This window comes from Kosakonia pseudosacchari (assembly GCF_015167415.1).
Taxonomy (GTDB): Bacteria; Pseudomonadota; Gammaproteobacteria; order Enterobacterales; family Enterobacteriaceae; genus Kosakonia; species Kosakonia pseudosacchari.
Map to the genome: position 1 here is coordinate 3,271,621 of NZ_CP063425.1, position 18,900 is coordinate 3,290,520.

Below are 18,900 nucleotides of genomic sequence, written 5' to 3' on the forward strand. Positions count from 1 at the left end.
GCTACCGGGTTACATCAAGAATAATTCTTATTTTTATTCGCCATTGCCTGCCTGGCGAAATGTCAGGTTGTAGCGACACTCGCCGGTAGCCGGATGATAACCGCCTTTCAGCGGCGCAATGCCGTGGTAAAAGAGCCGCGACTCGCCGCCCCAGACGACAACATCGCCGTGTTCAAGCATTAACCGTTGTAGCGGATCGCTACGTTTAAGGCCGCCAAACTGGAAAACAGCCGGTAATCCGAGCGACACCGACACAATCGGCGCACGCAGATCGGGTTCATCTTTATCCTGATGCAAAGACAATTTCGCACCGGGTACATAACGGTTGATAAGACAGGCATCAGGGCGAAAATCCGGGTAACCTGCCGCCTCGCTCGCCTGCTGGCACAACGCGGAAAACGCCGCAGGCAACGGCGGCCACGGCTGTTGAGTTAACGGATCGACTGGCGCGTAAAGATAACCACGCTTGTCGGTGGTCCAGCCAAGTTTGCCACAGTTGGTCATTGCCACTGACATGGTATAACCGCCAGGCGTGACCATATGGCGCAGCGGCGACTGGCTGACCACTTGCGCAATACCGCGTAATAGTTGGTCGGCTGATGCTAATGCAAGGCGCCGCAGCACGACAGCGCCCGATGCCAGCGGCTCCTGCCAGGGTTGTTCTCCGGAAAACAGATCGAGCATCACGTCTCCTCTTTGTTACGTTCTCGCTGAAGTAATTGGGCTTTACGCGCCACTCCCCAGCGATAACCAGAAAGCGCACCATCGCTACGCACCACCCGATGACACGGGATCACAATCGCCAGTTTGTTCGCACCGCAGGCGCTGGCTACCGCCCGCACCGCTTGCGGTTTACCCAGTTTTTGCGCCAGAGCCTGGTAACTTACCGTCTCACCTGCAGGGATGTCGCGCAATGCTTGCCATACCTGTAACTGGAACGCGGTGCCGCGCAGATCCAGCGGCAATGTAAAGGGGGCATTGGCGTTGTCGAGCCGCTTGATAACCTCCTCCACCCGTGAGCTGAACGCGTCATTCGCCTGCGCACGCTGGGCGCGGGGGAAGATCGCCTGCAACTGAGCAAGAAGCTGTTCGTCACTGTCGGCCAGTAAAATGGCGCAAATTCCACGCTCGCTCTCTGCCACCAGGCAGCGGCCCAGCGCGCAGTCGCTGAAGGTGTACCAGACATCCGTTGCATCGCCACCGCGGCGAAACTGCTGTGCCGTCATCCCGAGCGATGCATCGGCCTGGCGGTAATAACTGCTGCTATCCGGGAAGCCCGCGGCCAGTACGGCGTCGGTAACGGTTTCGCTCACGGCAAGGGTAGTGCGCAAGCGACGAGCGCGAAAAGCCAGTTGCCAGGCTTTTGGCGTCATGCCGGTAACGGATTTAAATAAACGGTGAAAATGATAAGGGCTAAGCGCCACTTCGGCGGCCAGTTGCTCCAGCGTAATGGGCGTATCCTGCTCCAGTAAACGGCAGGCTTTAGCCACTTTATCCAGCCGCTGTTGCTGCGGATGGGTTTTATCCGGCTGGCAGCGCTTACAGGGGCGAAATCCGGCGGCCTGGGCGCTCTGCGCATCGGGATAGAAACGGACATTCTGGCGCAGGGCGTGACGCGCCGTGCAAGAGGGACGGCAAAAAATGCCGGTTGTCAGCACGGCAAAGACAAACTGACCATCAACCTGCGCGTTACGGGCCAGCACCGCTTGCCAGCGCTGTTCATCTGATAATGTGGTGTCGTTCATGTCAGGCTCCTCATGTAAGCTTAGCCTTACTGTGCCCGTATGCGCAGATCCAGACACCCGCAATCTTGCGGTTTAATTTTTTTCGCTTAGCAGAAACGCGGAAAACTGCGGCGACATCCAGGTGCGAAAACCATCGCCGTCTTTGATAATCATAAAGACCGCCAGCCCTTCCCGCTTCACCACCTCTTTTGCCTGTTCGGTGCCGAGCACCATTAAACCGGTGTCCCACGCATCGGCTTCCAGCGCTGTGGGCGCGATAACCGTAACCGACACCAGCGCATGCTGGATTGGTCGTCCGTTGCGCGGATCGATGATGTGTGAAATACGTTTGCCGTCCAGTTCGTAATAATTACGGTAGCTGCCGGAGGTGCTAATGCCATGCCCATTAATATCGACAACCGCCTGGGCAACATTCTCACGATCGGTCGGTTTCTGAATTGCTACGCGCCACGGCTGGCCTTGCGCGTTCATACCCCGGCTGGCTAACGCGCCGCCAACAGAAACCAGATAACGCGCGATCCCTTCCTGTTCCATTAACCTTGCAAGGTGATCCGCCGCGTATCCCTCGCCTACCGTCGAAAGGTCAACAAACAGATCCGGCAGATCTTTTTGCAGAAATTGCTCCCCGGCGCGGTTGATCACGGTTAAATGCGCTAAACCGGTACGCGCTTTCGCCGCATCGATTTGTGCCTGGCCTGGCGTTTTTACCGGCTGTTTATCCGGGCCAAACCCCCACAAATTAACCAGCGGCCCGATGGTGATATCCATCGCGCCATCTGTTTTTTCGCCGACACGCAACGCAGTGGTGACAATGTCAGCCATCGCGGCGTTGACAGGCCACGGAGCCGTGCTGGTCGAATGGTTAAAGCGCATCAGCGCGGAGTCGTCCTTCCAGGTCGACATCAGATGATCGTCAGCATCCAGTTGCGTCTGAATTTTTTGTTGCAGGTTCTGCGCCTGTTGTGGGCTGATATCCACCACACTCACGCGCCAGAAAGTGCCCATGGTTTTGCCTTCCAGCACGATGGGCTGCGCCTTGCTACCGGTGTCGCACCCGGCCAGTAATAACAACGCCGCGACAACCCCGGCACGAAGAAAAATCATCTCTGTCTCTCGTTATTTGTTAACCCGCGGCAAGCCTACACTAAAACGTGCGTTTTAACCGACGCGAGCCATAAAAAAGGGGCCTTTCGGCCCCTTAATCATCACGGTTGTTAACTTAGAACTGGTAAACCAGGCCCAGCGCAACAACGTTGTCGGTGGAAATACCAGCGGCTTTGGTGAAGTCGTTGTCGTCCAGCAGGTTGATTTTGTAATCAACATAGGTGGACATGTTTTTGTTGAAGTAGTAGGTCGCGCCAACATCGATGTATTTCAGGATATCCTGGTCACCGAAGTTAACAGTACCGGTGTTGTTGCTAATGTCCTTACCTTTAGATTGCAGGTAAGCGATGGACGGACGCAGACCGAAGTCGAACTGGTACTGGGCAACCACTTCAAAGTTCTGCGCTTTGTTGGCAAAACCGAATGCAGTGGTCGGGGAAGAACCATTAGAAGTACCAAAACGGGTAGCGTTATAAGTCTGAGAGTACTGTGCCGCCAGGTAGATGTTGTTAGCGTCGTATTTCAGACCGCCGCTGTACACTTCTGCGTGATCGCCTTCACCGAACAGCGCATCATTGTTGGTCGCGTTCTGGTCAGCAGTACGTTTAGAAGAGGACATCGCGCCGCCCACGCTGAAGCCTGCGCCCAGATCGTAAGTCAGAGACGCGCCATAACCATCACCATTCTGGTTAAGCAGGCTGCGACCGTCGGTGTTCTCACCGCTTACGCTACCGTTTTTACCCTGGTATTGCAGAGCAAAGTTCAGACCATCAACCAGACCGAAGAAGTCAGTGTTACGATAGGTTGCAACGCCGTTAGCACGGGACTGCATGAAGTTATCTGCACCGTAGGTATCGCCGCCGAATTCCGGCAGAACGTCGGTCCAGGAAGTGACGTCGTAGATAACGCCATAGTTACGACCGTAGTCGAAAGAACCTGCATCAGCAACGCGGATACCAGCAAAGGCCAAACGAGTCCATGCTTGATCGCTTGCGCCTTCTTCACTGTTCGCCTGTACGTTGTATTCCCACTGGCCGTAGCCGGTTACCTGATCGTTAACCTGCGTTTCGCCTTTGAAGCCAAAACGGACATAGCTCTTATCGCCATCAGAACCGTTGTCGTCAGAAAAATAGTGCAGACCGTCTACTTTGCCGTACAGATCTAATTTGTTGCCATCTTTATTGTAAACTTCAGCCGCATTTGCTGCGCCTGCCACCAGCAGAGCCGGTACCAGGAGGGACAGAACTTTAACTTTCATTTTATTAACCCTCTGTTATATGCATTTTTATTGCCACTGCTTGCCGATTAACCCTCTAACCGGCTGGCAAAGTCATTGTGCTTAAAAAAGAAAAATAATCCAACGAGAATATGATACGAAAACTTTGAAGATGTTTCATACATAATGATAGATGTTTCACTTTGTAAATATCAGGGAACTTTTTTCCGCACAAATAGCTAAACAAATGAGCACAATTAATCAAAAACAAATAAAAATTCATTTAAAAACAATGAATTAAACTAAATAAAAATCATAGCACTGAATGCAAAACCATAACCTTCAATCGCAACTAAAATATCTAACGCTATCATCATTAACTTTATTTATTACCGTCATTCGAATCTGAATGTCTGTTTACCCCTCTTAATAACCGGATGCGTCGCATTCGGTTTTTTTTTACCCTTCTTTACGCAAGTTGAATAATTATTTAGATATAATAACGATTTGTAACGACTATTAATTAATCAATTGTCATGCCAGATATTTCTGATTGCCGTATTCATGAAATTAATAGCTTGTTATTTATCGCGTTCTTTTTGCAACCAAACGGTAAATATATGTACAAATTTTCCTGGCTGTACATATTTGCCACAATATGTAGTCAATATGTCTATCTCCATGTTTTCGAGACTGAAACGGGAAAGTGAGTCTGGAAATTCACTCATTAACCGATATACTGCCTGCTGTACACTGCTCTGCAACACAACATCTATACGTTCGCCGCGTGTTATAGGCGGCTATTACGGCATGGCAGCAACATTGTCTCAGCGAGCGCTGAGTGTTAACAGCAGTGTTGTCATAACGGGTTCCACACAAGAATGAGTCGATCGGACACAATGATCCCTGGCAAATTTTCCCTGATACCGGGCAACATCACCCGTTACTTTCTTTTGTTGATTATCGTCCTGTTGGTAACAATGGGCGTGATGATCCAAAGTGCGGTCAACGCCTGGTTAAAAGATAAAAGTTATCAGATTGTCGATATCACCCACGCTATTCATAAGCGTATCGACACCTGGCGCTACGCTACCTGGCAAATCTACGACAACATTGCAGCTGCGCCTGCCGCTACGTCTGGTGAAGGCCTGCAAGAAACGCGCTTAAAGCAAGATGTTTACTATCTGGAAAAACCGCGGCGTAAAACAGAAGCGTTGATTTTTGGTTCTCATGACAGCTCAACGCTGGAGATGACGCAGCGGATCTCCACTTACCTCGATACGCTCTGGGGCGCGGAAACCGTGCCCTGGTCGATGTACTATCTTAACGGCCAGGATAACAGCATGATCCTGGTATCGACGTTACCGCTAAAAGATCTTTCTTCCGGTTTCAAAGACACCACGATCAGTAATATTGTCGATTCCCGCCGTGCGGAAATGCTGCAGCAGGCGAATGCCCTTGATGAACGCGAGAGTTTTTCATCTCTGCGCCATCTGGCCTGGCAAAACGGCCATTACTTCACGCTGCGTACGACATTCAACCAGCCGGGCCACCTGGCCACGGTGGTCGCATTCGATTTGCCAATTAATGATCTGATCCCACCCGGCATGACGCTGGATAGCTTCCGTCTCGATCCGGATACCACGCAGACCAGCTCGCGCGGGCAGGATAAGGAAACCACCGACAGCGTTGCCGTCAACTTTAATAGTTCGCGCATCGAGATCTCCTCGGCGTTGAATGGTACCGGGCTGCGTCTGGTCTGGCAGGTGCCATTCGGAACACTGCTGCTGGATACGCTGCAAAACATTCTGTTGCCGTTACTGCTGAATATCGGCCTGCTGGCGCTGGCGTTGTTCGGTTACACCACCTTTCGCCAGATGCCAGGACGTAAAACCGACGGTCTGGCAACGCCGGGGGCGAGTAACGAACTGCGTGTGCTGCGCGCCTTTAATGAAGAGATTGTTTCACTGCTGCCGCTGGGGCTGCTGGTGCACGATCAGGAAGCGAACCGCACCGTTCTGAGCAATAAAATCGCCGATCACTTACTGCCGCATCTGAATCTGCAGAATATTACGGCCATGGCCGATCAGCATCAGGGCGTGATTCAGGCCACCATCAATAACGAACTGTACGAAATCCGTCAGTTTCGCAGCCAGGTCGCGTCGCGTACGCAGATCTTTATTATTCGCGACCAGGACAGAGAAGTGCTGGTCAATAAAAAGCTGAAGCAGGCGCAACGACTTTATGAGAAAAACCAGCAGGGCCGCGCCAGCTTTATGAGTAACCTTGCCGAGTCGCTCAAACAGCCGGTGAAAGCGCTGGCTGGCGAAGCGGCCGCCTTGCAGACTCAGGAAGGCAATCTTGTCGCGGATCACGCCGACAGACTGGTTCAACTGGTCGATGAAATCCAGTTGGCGCATATGCTGGAGAGCGACAGCTGGAAAGGCTCCCCGACACTGTTCTCGATTCAGGATTTGATTGACGAAGTGGTGCCGGAAGTCCTGCCGGTTATCAAACGTAAGGGTCTACAACTCTTAATTAATAACCCGCTTCCGGCCAATGAAGAGCGTCACGGCGATCGCGACGCGCTGCGTCGGATCCTGCTGCTATTGATCCAGTACGCGGTCACGACCACGCAGATGGGGAAAATCACGCTTGAAGTGAATGTGGACGAATCGGCTGAGGATCGCCTGACTTTCCGGATCCTCGACACCGGCGTGGGTGTGAACGCCAGTGAAATCGATAATCTGCATTTCCCGTTCCTTAACGATACGCAGGGTGACCAGTACGGGAAAGCGAACGCCCTCACCTTCTGGCTGTGCGATCAGCTGGCACGTAAACTTGGCGGACATCTGAATATTAAAGCGCGTGAGGATCTGGGCACCCGCTACTCACTGCATGTGAAAATGGCGGCCCGTCCGCAACAGGCAGAGAGCGAAGAAAAATTACTCGATGACGTTGTGGCGATGATTGATATTACCTCTAACGAAATCCGTAATATTGTGGTTCGCCAGTTGGAAAACTGGGGGGCGAGTTGTATTTCCCCGGATGAGCGGTTATCAAGTCAAGAATATGATCTATTTTTGACAGATAATCCGTCTAATCTTACTGCCTCAGGCTTGCTTTTAAGCGATGATGAGGCAGGCGTGCGGAAAATTGGCCCTGGCCAATTGCGCGTGAACTTTAATATGAGCAATGCAATGCAGGGAGCAATATTGCAACTCATTGAAGAGCAACTGGCGCAGGAGGATGTACCGGAGTCGCCTTTGGGGGGTGACGAAAACGCCGAGCTCCACGCCAGCGGCTATTACGCGCTGTTTGTTGACACAGTACCCGATGATGTTAAGAGGTTGTATACTGAGTCGGCGTTGCGCGATTTCGCGGCGCTGGCGCAGACGGCACACCGCCTGAAAGGCGTGTTTGCCATGCTTAATCTGGTACCTGGTAAGCAGTTGTGCGAAACGCTGGAGCAATTAATTCGCGAGAGCGATGTTCCAGGCATAGAAAATTACATCAGCGACATTGACGCTTACGTCAAGAGCTTGCTGTAGCAAGGTAGCCTAATACATGAACAATATGAACGTAATTATTGCCGATGACCATCCGATTGTACTGTTCGGTATTCGCAAGTCACTCGAACAAATCGAATGGGTAAACGTTGTCGGTGAATTTGAAGACTCTACAGCGCTGATTAACAACCTGCCGAAACTTGAGGCAAACGTATTGATAACCGACCTGTCAATGCCGGGCGATAAATACGGCGATGGCATCACGCTTATCAAATACATTAAACGTCACTTCCCGACGCTGTCGATTATTGTGCTTACCATGAACAATAACCCGGCAATCCTGAGCGCAGTGCTGGATCTGGATATTGAAGGTATCGTGCTGAAACAGGGCGCGCCGACAGACCTGCCAAAAGCGCTGGCGGCATTGCAAAAAGGGAAGAAATTCACCCCGGAAAGCGTCTCCCGCCTGCTGGAAAAAATCAGCGCTGGCGGTTACGGCGACAAGCGTCTGTCACCGAAAGAGAGCGAAGTGCTGCGTCTGTTTGCCGAAGGTTTTCTGGTAACGGAAATCGCCAAGAAGCTGAACCGCAGTATCAAAACCATCAGTAGCCAGAAGAAATCAGCAATGATGAAACTGGGTGTCGATAACGATATCGCGCTGCTGAACTATCTCTCCTCCGTCACCCTGACGCAGACAGAAAAAGAGTAATCCTGTAACCCCGGCACTCGCCGGGGTTCTTTTTATACCCTGCTGTTTCGTACCCGCGCGGCATACGCCGCCAGCGTTTGCTTGAGAATATCCAGCGTTACCGGCTTCGACAGGCAGCTATCCATACCCGATTCCAGACAGCGTTGCTTCTCTTCCGCCAGCGCGTTAGCCGTCACACCAATCACCGGCAGCGTTAGCCCTAACTGACGAATACGTTGTGTCAGGCGATAACCGTCCATATTCGGCATGTTGACGTCGCTAAGCACAATATCGATAGAGTTTTTACTCAGAACATTCAGCGCATCCACGCCGTCATTAGCCGTTTTACACTGATATCCCAGCGATCCCAGCTGATCGGCCAGCAGGCGGCGGTTAATCGGATGATCGTCCACCACCAGGATCATCATGTCATCGTTACGCGCCGCTTCCCGGGTCTCAGCCGGTAGCGCATTGCTCGCCTGCGGCTCGATAACCTGAACCCGGTAAATGCGCCCCAGCAGCGCCAGCAGATCGTGTGGTGACGCAACGCTGTGCAACCATTCGCCCGGCGCGCGCTCGACCGGAATACCGATATGGCGGCGGCAGAAAATAATGGCCGCGCGTCCGGTCCACGATGCGGAGAGTTCATCATCGGTGATCAACGTATCCTGGTTGCCCAGCGTGCGCCCGTCGTACTGCTTAACCTGAATACCGTTCCATTGCAGTAATGTCTGCAAATAACCCGACAGCCAGGCATTACGCACCGCCAGCCAACAGCAGGTTTCCGCCAGGCCATCCACATCTGCGCGCACCGGCGGTACGGCGCCGTACAGGGGAATACGGATGGTAAACTGGCTACCCATGCCCGGCTCGGTATCAACGGAAATATCGCCATCCATCATGCTGATCAATTTTTCGCAAATCGCCAGCCCCAGTCCGGTTCCCTGGAAGTTACGCTGCACGCCCGTTCCCACCTGGAAGAAGGGATCGAACAGACGCACCACTTCTTTACCCGGAATTCCCACACCGGTATCACGTACGCGGATGCTGAGATAATCGGCGTCGCGATGCACATGCAGCACGATACAACCCATATCAGTGAACTTAATCGCGTTGCTGAGCAGGTTGGAAATCACCTGCTGTAAACGCATCGGGTCACCGTTGAGCGCCATCGGCACATCCGGTTCAATAAAGCAGTACAGCCCCAGTTGTTTACGCACCACCAGCGGTAAATAGTTGGCGGTGATATGGCTCATCACTTCGCGCGGGGAGAACTCGCGCGGCTCGATTTTCAACTGTTCCGATTCAATTTTCGAGAAATCAAGGATATCGCTGATAATTTTCAGCAGCAGGCTCGACGAGTTATTCATTGCGGTGACCAGCCTGTCGACCCCTTTCGGCAGCTCTTTCGTTTGCAACAGATCGAGGTTGCCGATAATACCGTACAGCGGTGTGCGCAGCTCATGGCTGACTGTCGCAAGAAACATCGATTTCGACTGGCTCGCCTGCTCCGCTGCTTGCGCCATCTCCTGCAACGACTCTTCCATCTTCACGCGGGCGGAAACATCCACCAGTACGCAAATCGCCACGTTTTCATTGCGATAACGTGAATGAACAAAGCTGATTTGCAAATTGGTATTATTGCTGGTCAGCACATCAACGAAATTGACCTGCTGACCACAGATAATTTGTGTAAGCCGCTGCCTGTCTTCATGCGTCAGCATATTCAGATAGTTGTGCGCCAGCTCGTTACTCAGGATGTTCGTGCCGTCCTGAGTACGCAAAATACAGATCCCTACCGGTGCGGAGGCGACAATTTTACGGTTGAACTGCTCATGTTCTTCCAGCCGCTGGGCATCATTTTCCGCCGGAATAAAAATCCGCCGCTCGTACATGCGCGCAAGGGTAAAGAGCGCCACACCGACCAGCACATTCAGCAATACCGCGTTAAGGATCAGCATACGAATGCGTTCCAGCACCATGTCTACCGGTACGGAGTAGACCACGCTCAGCGATGACGGCGGCAGGCTCTTTTTCAGGATCAGTTCGCGAAAACCCGAGGTATAACCAAACCACGAACGTTCTTGCATCCAGCGCGGATCGACAACAATGCCGCTATCCTGGCCGGTAAGTGAAATCAGCGCATGCCCGTTGTCGTCCAGAATGGTCACACCCATTGGCAAGCTGCCCGGCGTAAAGAAGTTTTCCATGCGAATGGACTGTTCTGTACCCAGCAGCGCTTGCAGGCGGTTACCGAGGTAAACCGGCGTCAGCGCATAGAAGTAACCGATCCCCGGACGCGGCCCCTGGCTCATCCAGTAGACATTGTTGCTGCGCTCATCCTGCGGGGCATTGCGATATTTAACGATGCGTTCATGCAGACTTTTCAGCGTGTCATCGCGTTCAACGGGGAGATCGCGCAGGCCAAAATCGGCCATACAGAGATTGTCGCTACCGATCAAAAACACGCGGTTGAGATCGTAAGCGGCGGAGAAATTATCGCGCCAGTAGCGCATAAACCACGCCAGCGACTCCAGCGAGCCGCGCCAGGAGTTGCCCATGGCGGAGCAGTCAGAGTCCGGGAACAGCGGTAAAAATGTCGGGACATCGGTTTTGTCGTCGCGGTTGCGCGAAGTCAGAATACCGTTTTCCGCCGTCAGGCGGTTTTCGGCGATGTACTTCAGCTCTTTCATTACGTCAGACGTGCGCTGAATGTAACGCTGCGCCTGATCGGAACTGAGGTTAAATTCCTGACGAATTTCCGACTCTTTGTCATGCAAGGCGTTAACAATATAAAAGACAGAAAAAAAGGCAATCAACAGCCAAAGCAATAGCGCCAGCGCCCTGAAGAGATAGCGGGAAACTTTCAGGGTACTGCGAAAAGAGACGAGGTATTTCAACCTGAGGAAACTCCGCCACAAGGAAGTTAAAAAAGAGTGTGTTTAAGGTAGCGATAAATCGCAAAGGCCGCAACGGCAATGAAAAAGGGCCGGAAACCGGCCCCTTATAACGCATTACTCGGCGTCGTCGTCCGCCGCGTCGTCGTCGGTATCGGTATCAACTTCCGGCGCGATATCATCATCGCCTTCCGCCACGCTACCGTCGATGGAATCTAACTCTTCATCATCTACCGGCTCAGCAACACGCTGCAGACCCACTACGTTTTCATCTTCCGCGGTGCGGATCAGAATAACGCCCTGGGTGTTACGCCCGACCACGCTGATTTCCGAGACGCGTGTACGCACCAGCGTACCGGCATCGGTGATCATCATGATCTGGTCGCAATCATCAACCTGAACCGCGCCGACCACTGCGCCGTTACGCTCGGTGACTTTGATGGAGATAACGCCCTGGGTACCGCGTGATTTGGTCGGGTACTCGGTTTCCGCCGTACGTTTACCGTAACCGTTCTGCGTGACCGTCAGGATTGCGCCTTCGCCGCGCGGTACGATCAGCGAGACAACGCTGTCTTTTTCCGCAAGCTTGATGCCACGAACACCGGTCGCAGTACGACCCATTGCACGCACGGCACCTTCTTTAAAGCGCACCACTTTACCCGCCGCGGAGAAGAGCATCACTTCGTCGCTGCCAGAAGTCAGATCGACGCCAATCAATTCATCGCCTTCGTTCAGGTTGACGGCAATGATACCGGCAGAACGCGGACGGCTGAATTCGGTAAGCGCGGTTTTCTTCACGGTACCACTGGCGGTCGCCATAAAGACGTTCACGCCCTCTTCGTATTCACGCACCGGCAGGATAGCGGTGATACGCTCGTTCGGCTCCAGCGGCAGCAGGTTGACGATCGGGCGACCACGCGCGCCACGGCTTGCTTCCGGCAACTGATAAACCTTCATCCAGTACAAACGTCCACGGCTGGAGAAGCAGAGGATGGTGTCATGGGTGTTGGCCACCAGCAGGCGATCGATAAAGTCTTCTTCTTTAATACGCGCAGCCGATTTGCCTTTACCGCCACGGCGCTGGGCTTCGTAGTCGGTCAGCGGCTGATACTTCACATAGCCCTGGTGCGACAACGTAACCACCACATCTTCCTGGTTGATCAGATCTTCGATGTTGATATCGGCCGTATTCGCGGTAATTTCGGTACGACGCTCGTCGCCAAACTGTTCGCGAACCAGCTCAAGCTCTTCGCGGATCACTTCCATCAGGCGTTCAGCACTGCCAAGGATATGCAGCAGCTCAGCAATCTGCTCCAGCAGCTCTTTGTACTCATCGAGCAGTTTTTCATGCTCAAGGCCGGTCAGTTTCTGCAAACGCAGATCCAGAATCGCCTGTGCCTGCTGTTCGGTTAGATAGTATTTGCCATCACGAATCCCGAACTCCGGTTCCAGCCACTCCGGACGCGCCGCGTCATCGCCCGCACGTTCCAGCATGGCAGAGACATTGCCCAGATCCCACGGCTGCGCGATCAGCCCTGCTTTCGCTTCAGCAGGCGTCGGCGCGCGGCGGATCAGCTCAATGATCGGATCGATGTTCGCCAGCGCCACGGCCAGCGCTTCGAGGATATGTGCGCGGTCGCGAGCTTTACGCAGTTCGAAAATGGTACGACGCGTCACCACTTCACGGCGGTGGCGCACAAACGCGGCGAGAATTTCTTTCAGCGCCATAATCTTCGGCTGACCATGGTGCAGAGCCACCATGTTGATACCGAAGGAAACCTGCAGTTGCGTCTGGGAGTAGAGGTTGTTCAGAACCACTTCACCCACGGCGTCGCGTTTGATTTCGATAACGATGCGCATACCGTCTTTATCGGACTCGTCGCGCAGCGCGCTGATACCTTCAACGCGTTTATCTTTCACCAGCTCGGCAATCTTCTCGATCAGGCGCGCTTTGTTCACCTGATACGGAATTTCGTGCACGATAATAGTTTCGCGACCGCTTTTCGCGTCGGTTTCTACTTCCGCGCGTGCGCGAATGTAGATCTTGCCGCGACCGGTGCGATAGGCCTCTTCGATGCCACGGCGGCCGTTGATGATCGCCGCAGTCGGGAAATCCGGCCCCGGAATATGCACCATCAGCTCTTCAATGCTAATGTCTTCGTTATCAATGTAGGCCAGGCAACCATTGATCACTTCCGTCAGGTTATGTGGCGGAATGTTGGTAGCCATACCGACGGCGATACCCGACGAACCGTTCACCAGCAGGTTTGGGATCTTGGTGGGCATCACATCAGGGATTTTTTCGGTGCCGTCGTAGTTATCGACGTAATCAACCGTCTCTTTTTCCAGATCGGCCATCAATTCATGGGCGATCTTCGCCAGGCGGATTTCCGTATAACGCATCGCCGCCGCAGAGTCGCCATCAATGGAACCGAAGTTCCCCTGACCATCGACCAGCATGTAACGCAGCGAAAACGGCTGCGCCATACGGACAATGGTGTCGTACACTGCGGAATCGCCATGGGGATGGTACTTACCGATTACGTCACCAACGACACGGGCAGATTTTTTGTAGGCTTTATTCCAGTCATTGCCCAATACGTTCATGGCGTAAAGTACGCGACGGTGAACCGGTTTCAGGCCATCTCGGACATCCGGAAGCGCACGGCCAACAATGACCGACATCGCATAGTCCAGATAGGAGCTCTTCAGCTCTTCCTCAATGTTAACCGGTGTAATTTCTCTCGCAAGGTCGCTCATCTAACCGCTATCCCTCTACTGTATCCCGGATTCAAAGGTCGCAAATTATAACACAACCGCTTTGATACAGGTAAACCTATAACACCCGTGCAAAGGTTTATTCATCCCGTTGGCCTGATATACTCACGGGTCTTATTGATAGAGGAGTTATTGCGCCCATGAATGCCGAAAAAACGCCGGTCGCTCAGAACGTTGATCATGCTGAAATCGCCAAATTTGAGGCAGTCGCCTCGCGCTGGTGGGATAAAGAAGGTGAGTTTAAACCCCTGCACCGCATCAACCCGCTGCGTCTGGGCTATATTGGCGAACATGCTGCCGGTCTGTTCGGTAAGAAAGTGCTCGATGTCGGTTGCGGCGGCGGGATTCTGGCGGAAAGCATGGCGCAAGAAGGCGCGGAGGTCACCGGGCTCGATATGGGCTTTGAACCCCTCCAGGTAGCGCGTTTGCATGCGCTGGAATCTGGCGTTCAGGTCAATTACGTGCAGGAAACCGTGGAAGAGCATGCGGCAAAACACGCGCAGCAGTATGACGTCGTCACCTGCATGGAGATGCTGGAGCATGTTCCGGATCCGCAATCGGTGGTCAAAGCCTGCGCGCAGTTGGTCAAACCCGGCGGTCATGTCTTCTTCTCTACCATTAACCGCAACGGCAAAGCCTGGTTGATGGCGGTCGTCGGCGCGGAATATGTGCTGCGCATGGTGCCGAAAGGGACGCACGACGTGAAGAAATTTATTAAGCCAGCGGAGCTCTTAAACTGGGTTGACGGCACTGTGTTACAGGAGCGTCACATCACCGGGTTACATTACAACCCGTTGTTAAACCAGTTTACGTTAGGGCCGGGGGTAGATGTGAACTATATGTTACATACAACGGCAAAAAATGACTAAGGTCATCAGATAAAGTGATAGAAGATTGCGCAGCATCAAGTTGCGCAATTGCCTTTCTCGATGAAGAAATCAGCACTCGATCAAAAATTCATTTTTTTTTGCGTAATATTGACATCGCCGCCAGGCCTTACGATACGAGGACTTAGCGATTATCACCCTTTCGCAACCTCAATTTAACCTCAAAATCAACTCTTGTACTGAAAAGAATCCTTACTAGAATACTCACCATATAGCGTTTCTCTTATCGCAAACCCCCTATATGTAGTATTTATCCACAGAGTTAATCACAGCAACGAATTGTGGATAAATGGGGGGATATTTTCTATTCACGGACAGGTAATCACATGAATCAGAGTCTGCTGGTGACAAAGCGTGATGGTGGCACTGAGCGCATCAATCTCGACAAAATTCATCGAGTACTGGATTGGGCGGCAGAGGGGCTAAGTAACGTATCGATCTCTCAGGTTGAGCTGCGCTCACATATTCAGTTCTACGACGGCATCAAAACGTCCGATATCCACGAGACCATCATTAAAGCCGCCGCGGATCTGATTTCCCGCGACGCGCCGGACTACCAGTACCTGGCCGCACGCCTGGCGATTTTCCACCTGCGTAAAAAAGCTTACGGCCAGTTCGAGCCGCCAGCGCTGTTTGACCACGTGAAGAAAATGATTGAGCTTGGCAAATACGATCATCATCTGCTGGAAGACTACACGGAAGAAGAGTTCAAGCAGATGGACGGTTTTATCGACCACTGGCGCGATATGAACTTCTCCTACGCGGCGGTGAAGCAGCTGGAAGGCAAATACCTGGTCCAGAACCGCGTGACCGGCGAGATCTACGAGAGCGCGCAGTTCCTCTATATCCTGGTTGCCGCGTGCCTGTTCTCCAACTATCCGCGTGAAACCCGTCTGGATTACGTCAAGCGCTTCTACGACGCCGTTTCCACATTCAAAATTTCGCTGCCGACGCCGATCATGTCCGGCGTACGTACGCCGACCCGTCAGTTCAGCTCCTGCGTACTGATCGAGTGTGGCGACAGCCTGGACTCCATCAACGCCACCTCCAGCGCGATTGTGAAGTACGTTTCCCAGCGCGCCGGTATCGGTATCAACGCCGGTCGCATTCGTGCGCTGGGTAGCCCGATCCGCGGCGGTGAAGCGTTCCACACCGGCTGTATCCCGTTCTATAAACACTTCCAGACGGCGGTGAAATCCTGCTCGCAGGGCGGTGTACGCGGCGGCGCGGCAACCCTGTTCTACCCGATGTGGCATCTGGAAGTTGAAAGCCTGCTGGTACTGAAAAACAACCGTGGCGTGGAAGGCAACCGCGTGCGTCACATGGACTACGGCGTACAGATCAACAAACTGATGTACACCCGTCTGCTGAAAGGGGAAGAGATCACCCTGTTCAGCCCGTCCGACGTGCCGGGGCTGTACGATGCGTTCTTCGCGGATCAGGATGAGTTCGAACGCCTGTACACCCAATATGAAAAAGACGACAGCATCCGTAAACAGCGCATCAAAGCGGTGGAGCTGTTCTCGTTGATGATGCAGGAACGCGCGTCTACTGGCCGTATCTACATTCAGAACGTCGATCACTGCAACACCCACAGCCCGTTTGACCCGATGGTTGCACCGGTACGTCAGTCCAACCTGTGTCTGGAGATCGCCCTGCCGACCAAGCCGCTGGATGATGTCAACGACGAAAACGGTGAAATCGCGCTCTGTACGCTGTCTGCGTTTAACCTCGGCGCGATTAAAAACCTCGACGAGCTGGAAGAGCTGGCAACGCTTGCGGTACGTGCGCTTGACGCGCTGCTGGATTACCAGGATTACCCGATTCTGGCCGCAAAACGTGGCGCGATGGGGCGCCGTACGCTGGGTATTGGCGTCATCAACTTTGCTTACTGGCTGGCGAAGAACGGCAAACGTTACTCTGATGGCAGCGCAAACAACCTGACGCATCAGACTTTCGAAGCGATTCAGTACTGGTTGCTGAAAGCCTCTAACGAGCTGGCGAAAGAGCAAGGCGCGTGCCCGTGGTTCAACGAAACCACCTACTCGCAGGGTATTTTGCCGATCGATACCTACAAGAAAGATCTCGACGGTATTACCAACGAGCCGCTGCATTACGACTGGGAAGCGTTGCGTGAATCGATCAAAACGCACGGCCTGCGTAACTCCACGCTCTCCGCGCTGATGCCGTCTGAAACCTCGTCGCAGATCTCCAACGCCACTAACGGCATTGAACCGCCGCGCGGTCATGTGAGCATCAAAGCGTCGAAAGATGGCATCCTGCGTCAGGTGGTGCCGGATTACGAAAAACTGAGTAATGCTTACGAGCTGCTGTGGGAAATGCCGAATAACGATGGCTACCTGCAACTGGTGGGCATCATGCAGAAATTTATCGATCAGTCGATTTCGGCGAACACCAACTATGACCCGTCACGCTTCCCGTCGGGCAAAGTACCGATGCAACAGTTGTTGAAAGACTTGCTGACCGCCTACAAATTTGGTGTGAAAACGCTGTACTATCAAAACACCCGCGATGGCGCGGAAGATGCGCAGGATGACCTGGCACCTTCCATCCAGGACGATGGCTGCGAAAGCGGCGCATGTAAGATCTAACTAAGGGGCGGGGAAACCCGCCCTTTTTTTTCGCAAACAGGACTCACATTTCATGGCATACACCACTTTTTCACAGACGAAAAACGATCAGTTGCTGGAGCCGATGTTCTTCGGCCAGCCGGTTAACGTGGCGCGCTACGATCAGCAAAAATATGACATTTTCGAAAAGCTGATAGAGAAACAACTCTCCTTCTTCTGGCGTCCGGAAGAAGTTGACGTTTCCCGCGACCGTATCGATTTCCAGGCGCTGCCGGAACACGAAAAGCACATTTTTATCAGCAACCTGAAATACCAGACGCTGCTGGATTCGATTCAGGGTCGTAGCCCAAACGTTGCGTTGCTGCCGCTGATCTCCATCCCGGAACTGGAAACCTGGGTAGAAACCTGGGCGTTTTCAGAAACGATCCATTCACGCTCCTATACCCACATCATCCGCAACATCGTTAACGATCCGGCGGTGGTGTTTGACGATATCGTCACCAACGAGCAGATCCTCAAGCGCGCGGAAGGCATCTCGCACTTCTACGACGAGCTGATCGAAATGACCAGTTACTGGCATCTGCTGGGTGAAGGCACGCACAACGTCAACGGCAAAACCGTGACCGTCAGCCTGCGCGAGTTGAAGAAGAAACTTTACCTGTGCCTGATGAGCGTGAACGCGCTGGAAGCGATTCGCTTCTATGTCAGCTTCGCTTGCTCCTTCGCGTTCGCCGAGCGTGAACTGATGGAAGGCAACGCCAAAATCATTCGTCTGATTGCCCGTGACGAAGCGCTGCACCTGACCGGCACCCAGCATATGCTGAACCTGCTGCGTTCCGGCGCGGATGACCCGGAAATGGCCGAGATCGCCGAAGAGTGCAAACAAGAGTGCTATGACCTGTTCGTACAGGCGGCATTGCAGGAAAAAGAGTGGGCGGAATACCTGTTCCAGGGCGGCTCGATGATCGGCCTGAACAAAGACATTCTCTGCCAGTATGTTGAGTACATCACCAACATCCGCATGCAGGCAGTCGGTCTCGACCTACCGTTCCAGACCCGTTCGAACCCGATTCCGTGGATCAACACCTGGCTGGTTTCCGATAACGTCCAGGTCGCTCCGCAGGAAGTGGAAGTAAGTTCCTATCTGGTCGGCCAGATCGACTCTGAAGTCGACACCGACGACCTGAGCAGCTTCCAGCTCTGATGAGTCGCGTTACGCTTAGCCTTTCCGGCACGCACGTCCAGTGCCGGGATGAGCACCCTTCTCTGCTGGTGGCGCTCGAATCGCACCAAGTGGAAGTTGAGTACCAGTGCCGCGAAGGCTACTGCGGCTCCTGCCGCTGTCGTCTGGTGGCGGGTCAGGTCGACTGGATTGCAGAACCGCTGGCTTTTATCAACGAAGGGGAAATTTTGCCCTGCTGCTGCCGGGCGAAAGGCGATATCGAAATCGAGATGTAAAAAAGGGCCTTCACAGGCCCTTTTGTT

The 18,900-nt window shown here is 53.2% G+C and carries 12 protein-coding genes; 6 read left to right on the forward strand and 6 right to left on the reverse strand.

Going from position 1 to position 18,900, the window contains the following annotated elements:
• Positions 1 to 33 precede the first annotated feature (33 nt).
• The 4 genes from alkB to IP581_RS15415 form a co-directional block, all read right to left on the reverse strand.
• Positions 34 to 684 (reverse strand): DNA oxidative demethylase AlkB, encoded by a 651-nt coding sequence (gene alkB / locus IP581_RS15400; RefSeq protein ID WP_193820788.1) that lies wholly within the window; start codon positions 682 to 684, stop codon positions 34 to 36.
• On the reverse strand, positions 684 to 1,745 hold the full coding sequence (gene ada / locus IP581_RS15405; RefSeq protein WP_193820789.1) for a bifunctional DNA-binding transcriptional regulator/O6-methylguanine-DNA methyltransferase Ada: 1,062 nt from the start codon (positions 1,743 to 1,745) through the stop codon (positions 684 to 686). The genes alkB and ada overlap by 1 nt, the downstream gene beginning before the upstream one ends.
• Positions 1,746 to 1,817: 72 nt before the next feature.
• Positions 1,818 to 2,849 carry an FAD:protein FMN transferase ApbE gene (apbE, locus tag IP581_RS15410; RefSeq protein ID WP_193820790.1) on the reverse strand — a complete coding sequence of 344 codons (1,032 nt, stop codon included), beginning with the start codon at positions 2,847 to 2,849 and terminating at the stop codon, positions 1,818 to 1,820.
• Positions 2,850 to 2,964: 115 nt separating this feature from the next.
• Positions 2,965 to 4,107, reverse strand: a complete 1,143-nt coding sequence (locus IP581_RS15415) for a porin OmpC (RefSeq protein WP_193820791.1) — start codon at positions 4,105 to 4,107, stop codon at positions 2,965 to 2,967.
• A gap of 839 nt (positions 4,108 to 4,946) precedes the next feature.
• On the opposite strand from IP581_RS15415, the gene rcsD reads away from it, so the two are divergent.
• Both rcsD and rcsB read left to right on the forward strand, forming a co-directional pair.
• Positions 4,947 to 7,616, forward strand: coding sequence for a phosphotransferase RcsD (gene rcsD / locus IP581_RS15420; RefSeq protein WP_193820792.1), 2,670 nt, complete (start codon positions 4,947 to 4,949; stop codon positions 7,614 to 7,616).
• A 16-nt stretch (positions 7,617 to 7,632) separates the two neighbouring features.
• Complete coding sequence (rcsB, locus tag IP581_RS15425) at positions 7,633 to 8,283, forward strand: response regulator transcription factor RcsB (protein WP_017458563.1); 651 nt, start codon at positions 7,633 to 7,635, stop codon at positions 8,281 to 8,283.
• A gap of 32 nt (positions 8,284 to 8,315) precedes the next feature.
• Here the strand turns inward: rcsB and rcsC are convergent, their stop codons facing one another.
• The gene (rcsC, locus tag IP581_RS15430) at positions 8,316 to 11,162 is read right to left on the reverse strand and encodes a two-component system sensor histidine kinase RcsC (RefSeq protein WP_086868104.1); all 2,847 of its coding nucleotides are present in this window, start codon (positions 11,160 to 11,162) and stop codon (positions 8,316 to 8,318) included.
• A gap of 114 nt (positions 11,163 to 11,276) precedes the next feature.
• On the reverse strand, positions 11,277 to 13,919 hold the full coding sequence (gene gyrA, locus IP581_RS15435) for a DNA topoisomerase (ATP-hydrolyzing) subunit A (RefSeq protein WP_020454500.1): 2,643 nt from the start codon (positions 13,917 to 13,919) through the stop codon (positions 11,277 to 11,279).
• Positions 13,920 to 14,077: 158 nt separating this feature from the next.
• Between gyrA and ubiG the strand changes: the two genes are divergently transcribed.
• From ubiG to yfaE, 4 genes are all read left to right on the forward strand, one after another.
• Positions 14,078 to 14,806, forward strand: a complete 729-nt coding sequence (gene ubiG, locus IP581_RS15440) for a bifunctional 2-polyprenyl-6-hydroxyphenol methylase/3-demethylubiquinol 3-O-methyltransferase UbiG (protein ID WP_097400401.1) — start codon at positions 14,078 to 14,080, stop codon at positions 14,804 to 14,806.
• Positions 14,807 to 15,150: 344 nt separating this feature from the next.
• Entirely contained in the window at positions 15,151 to 17,436 is a 2,286-nt protein-coding gene (gene nrdA / locus IP581_RS15445) for a class 1a ribonucleoside-diphosphate reductase subunit alpha (RefSeq protein WP_086868098.1), read from the forward strand.
• Positions 17,437 to 17,488: 52 nt separating this feature from the next.
• The gene (gene nrdB, locus IP581_RS15450) at positions 17,489 to 18,619 is read left to right on the forward strand and encodes a class Ia ribonucleoside-diphosphate reductase subunit beta (RefSeq protein WP_017458568.1); all 1,131 of its coding nucleotides are present in this window, start codon (positions 17,489 to 17,491) and stop codon (positions 18,617 to 18,619) included.
• Positions 18,619 to 18,873: a class I ribonucleotide reductase maintenance protein YfaE gene (yfaE, locus tag IP581_RS15455; RefSeq protein ID WP_097400400.1), complete on the forward strand. Its 255-nt coding sequence runs from the start codon at positions 18,619 to 18,621 to the stop codon at positions 18,871 to 18,873. The genes nrdB and yfaE overlap by 1 nt, the downstream gene beginning before the upstream one ends.
• Positions 18,874 to 18,900 lie beyond the last annotated feature (27 nt).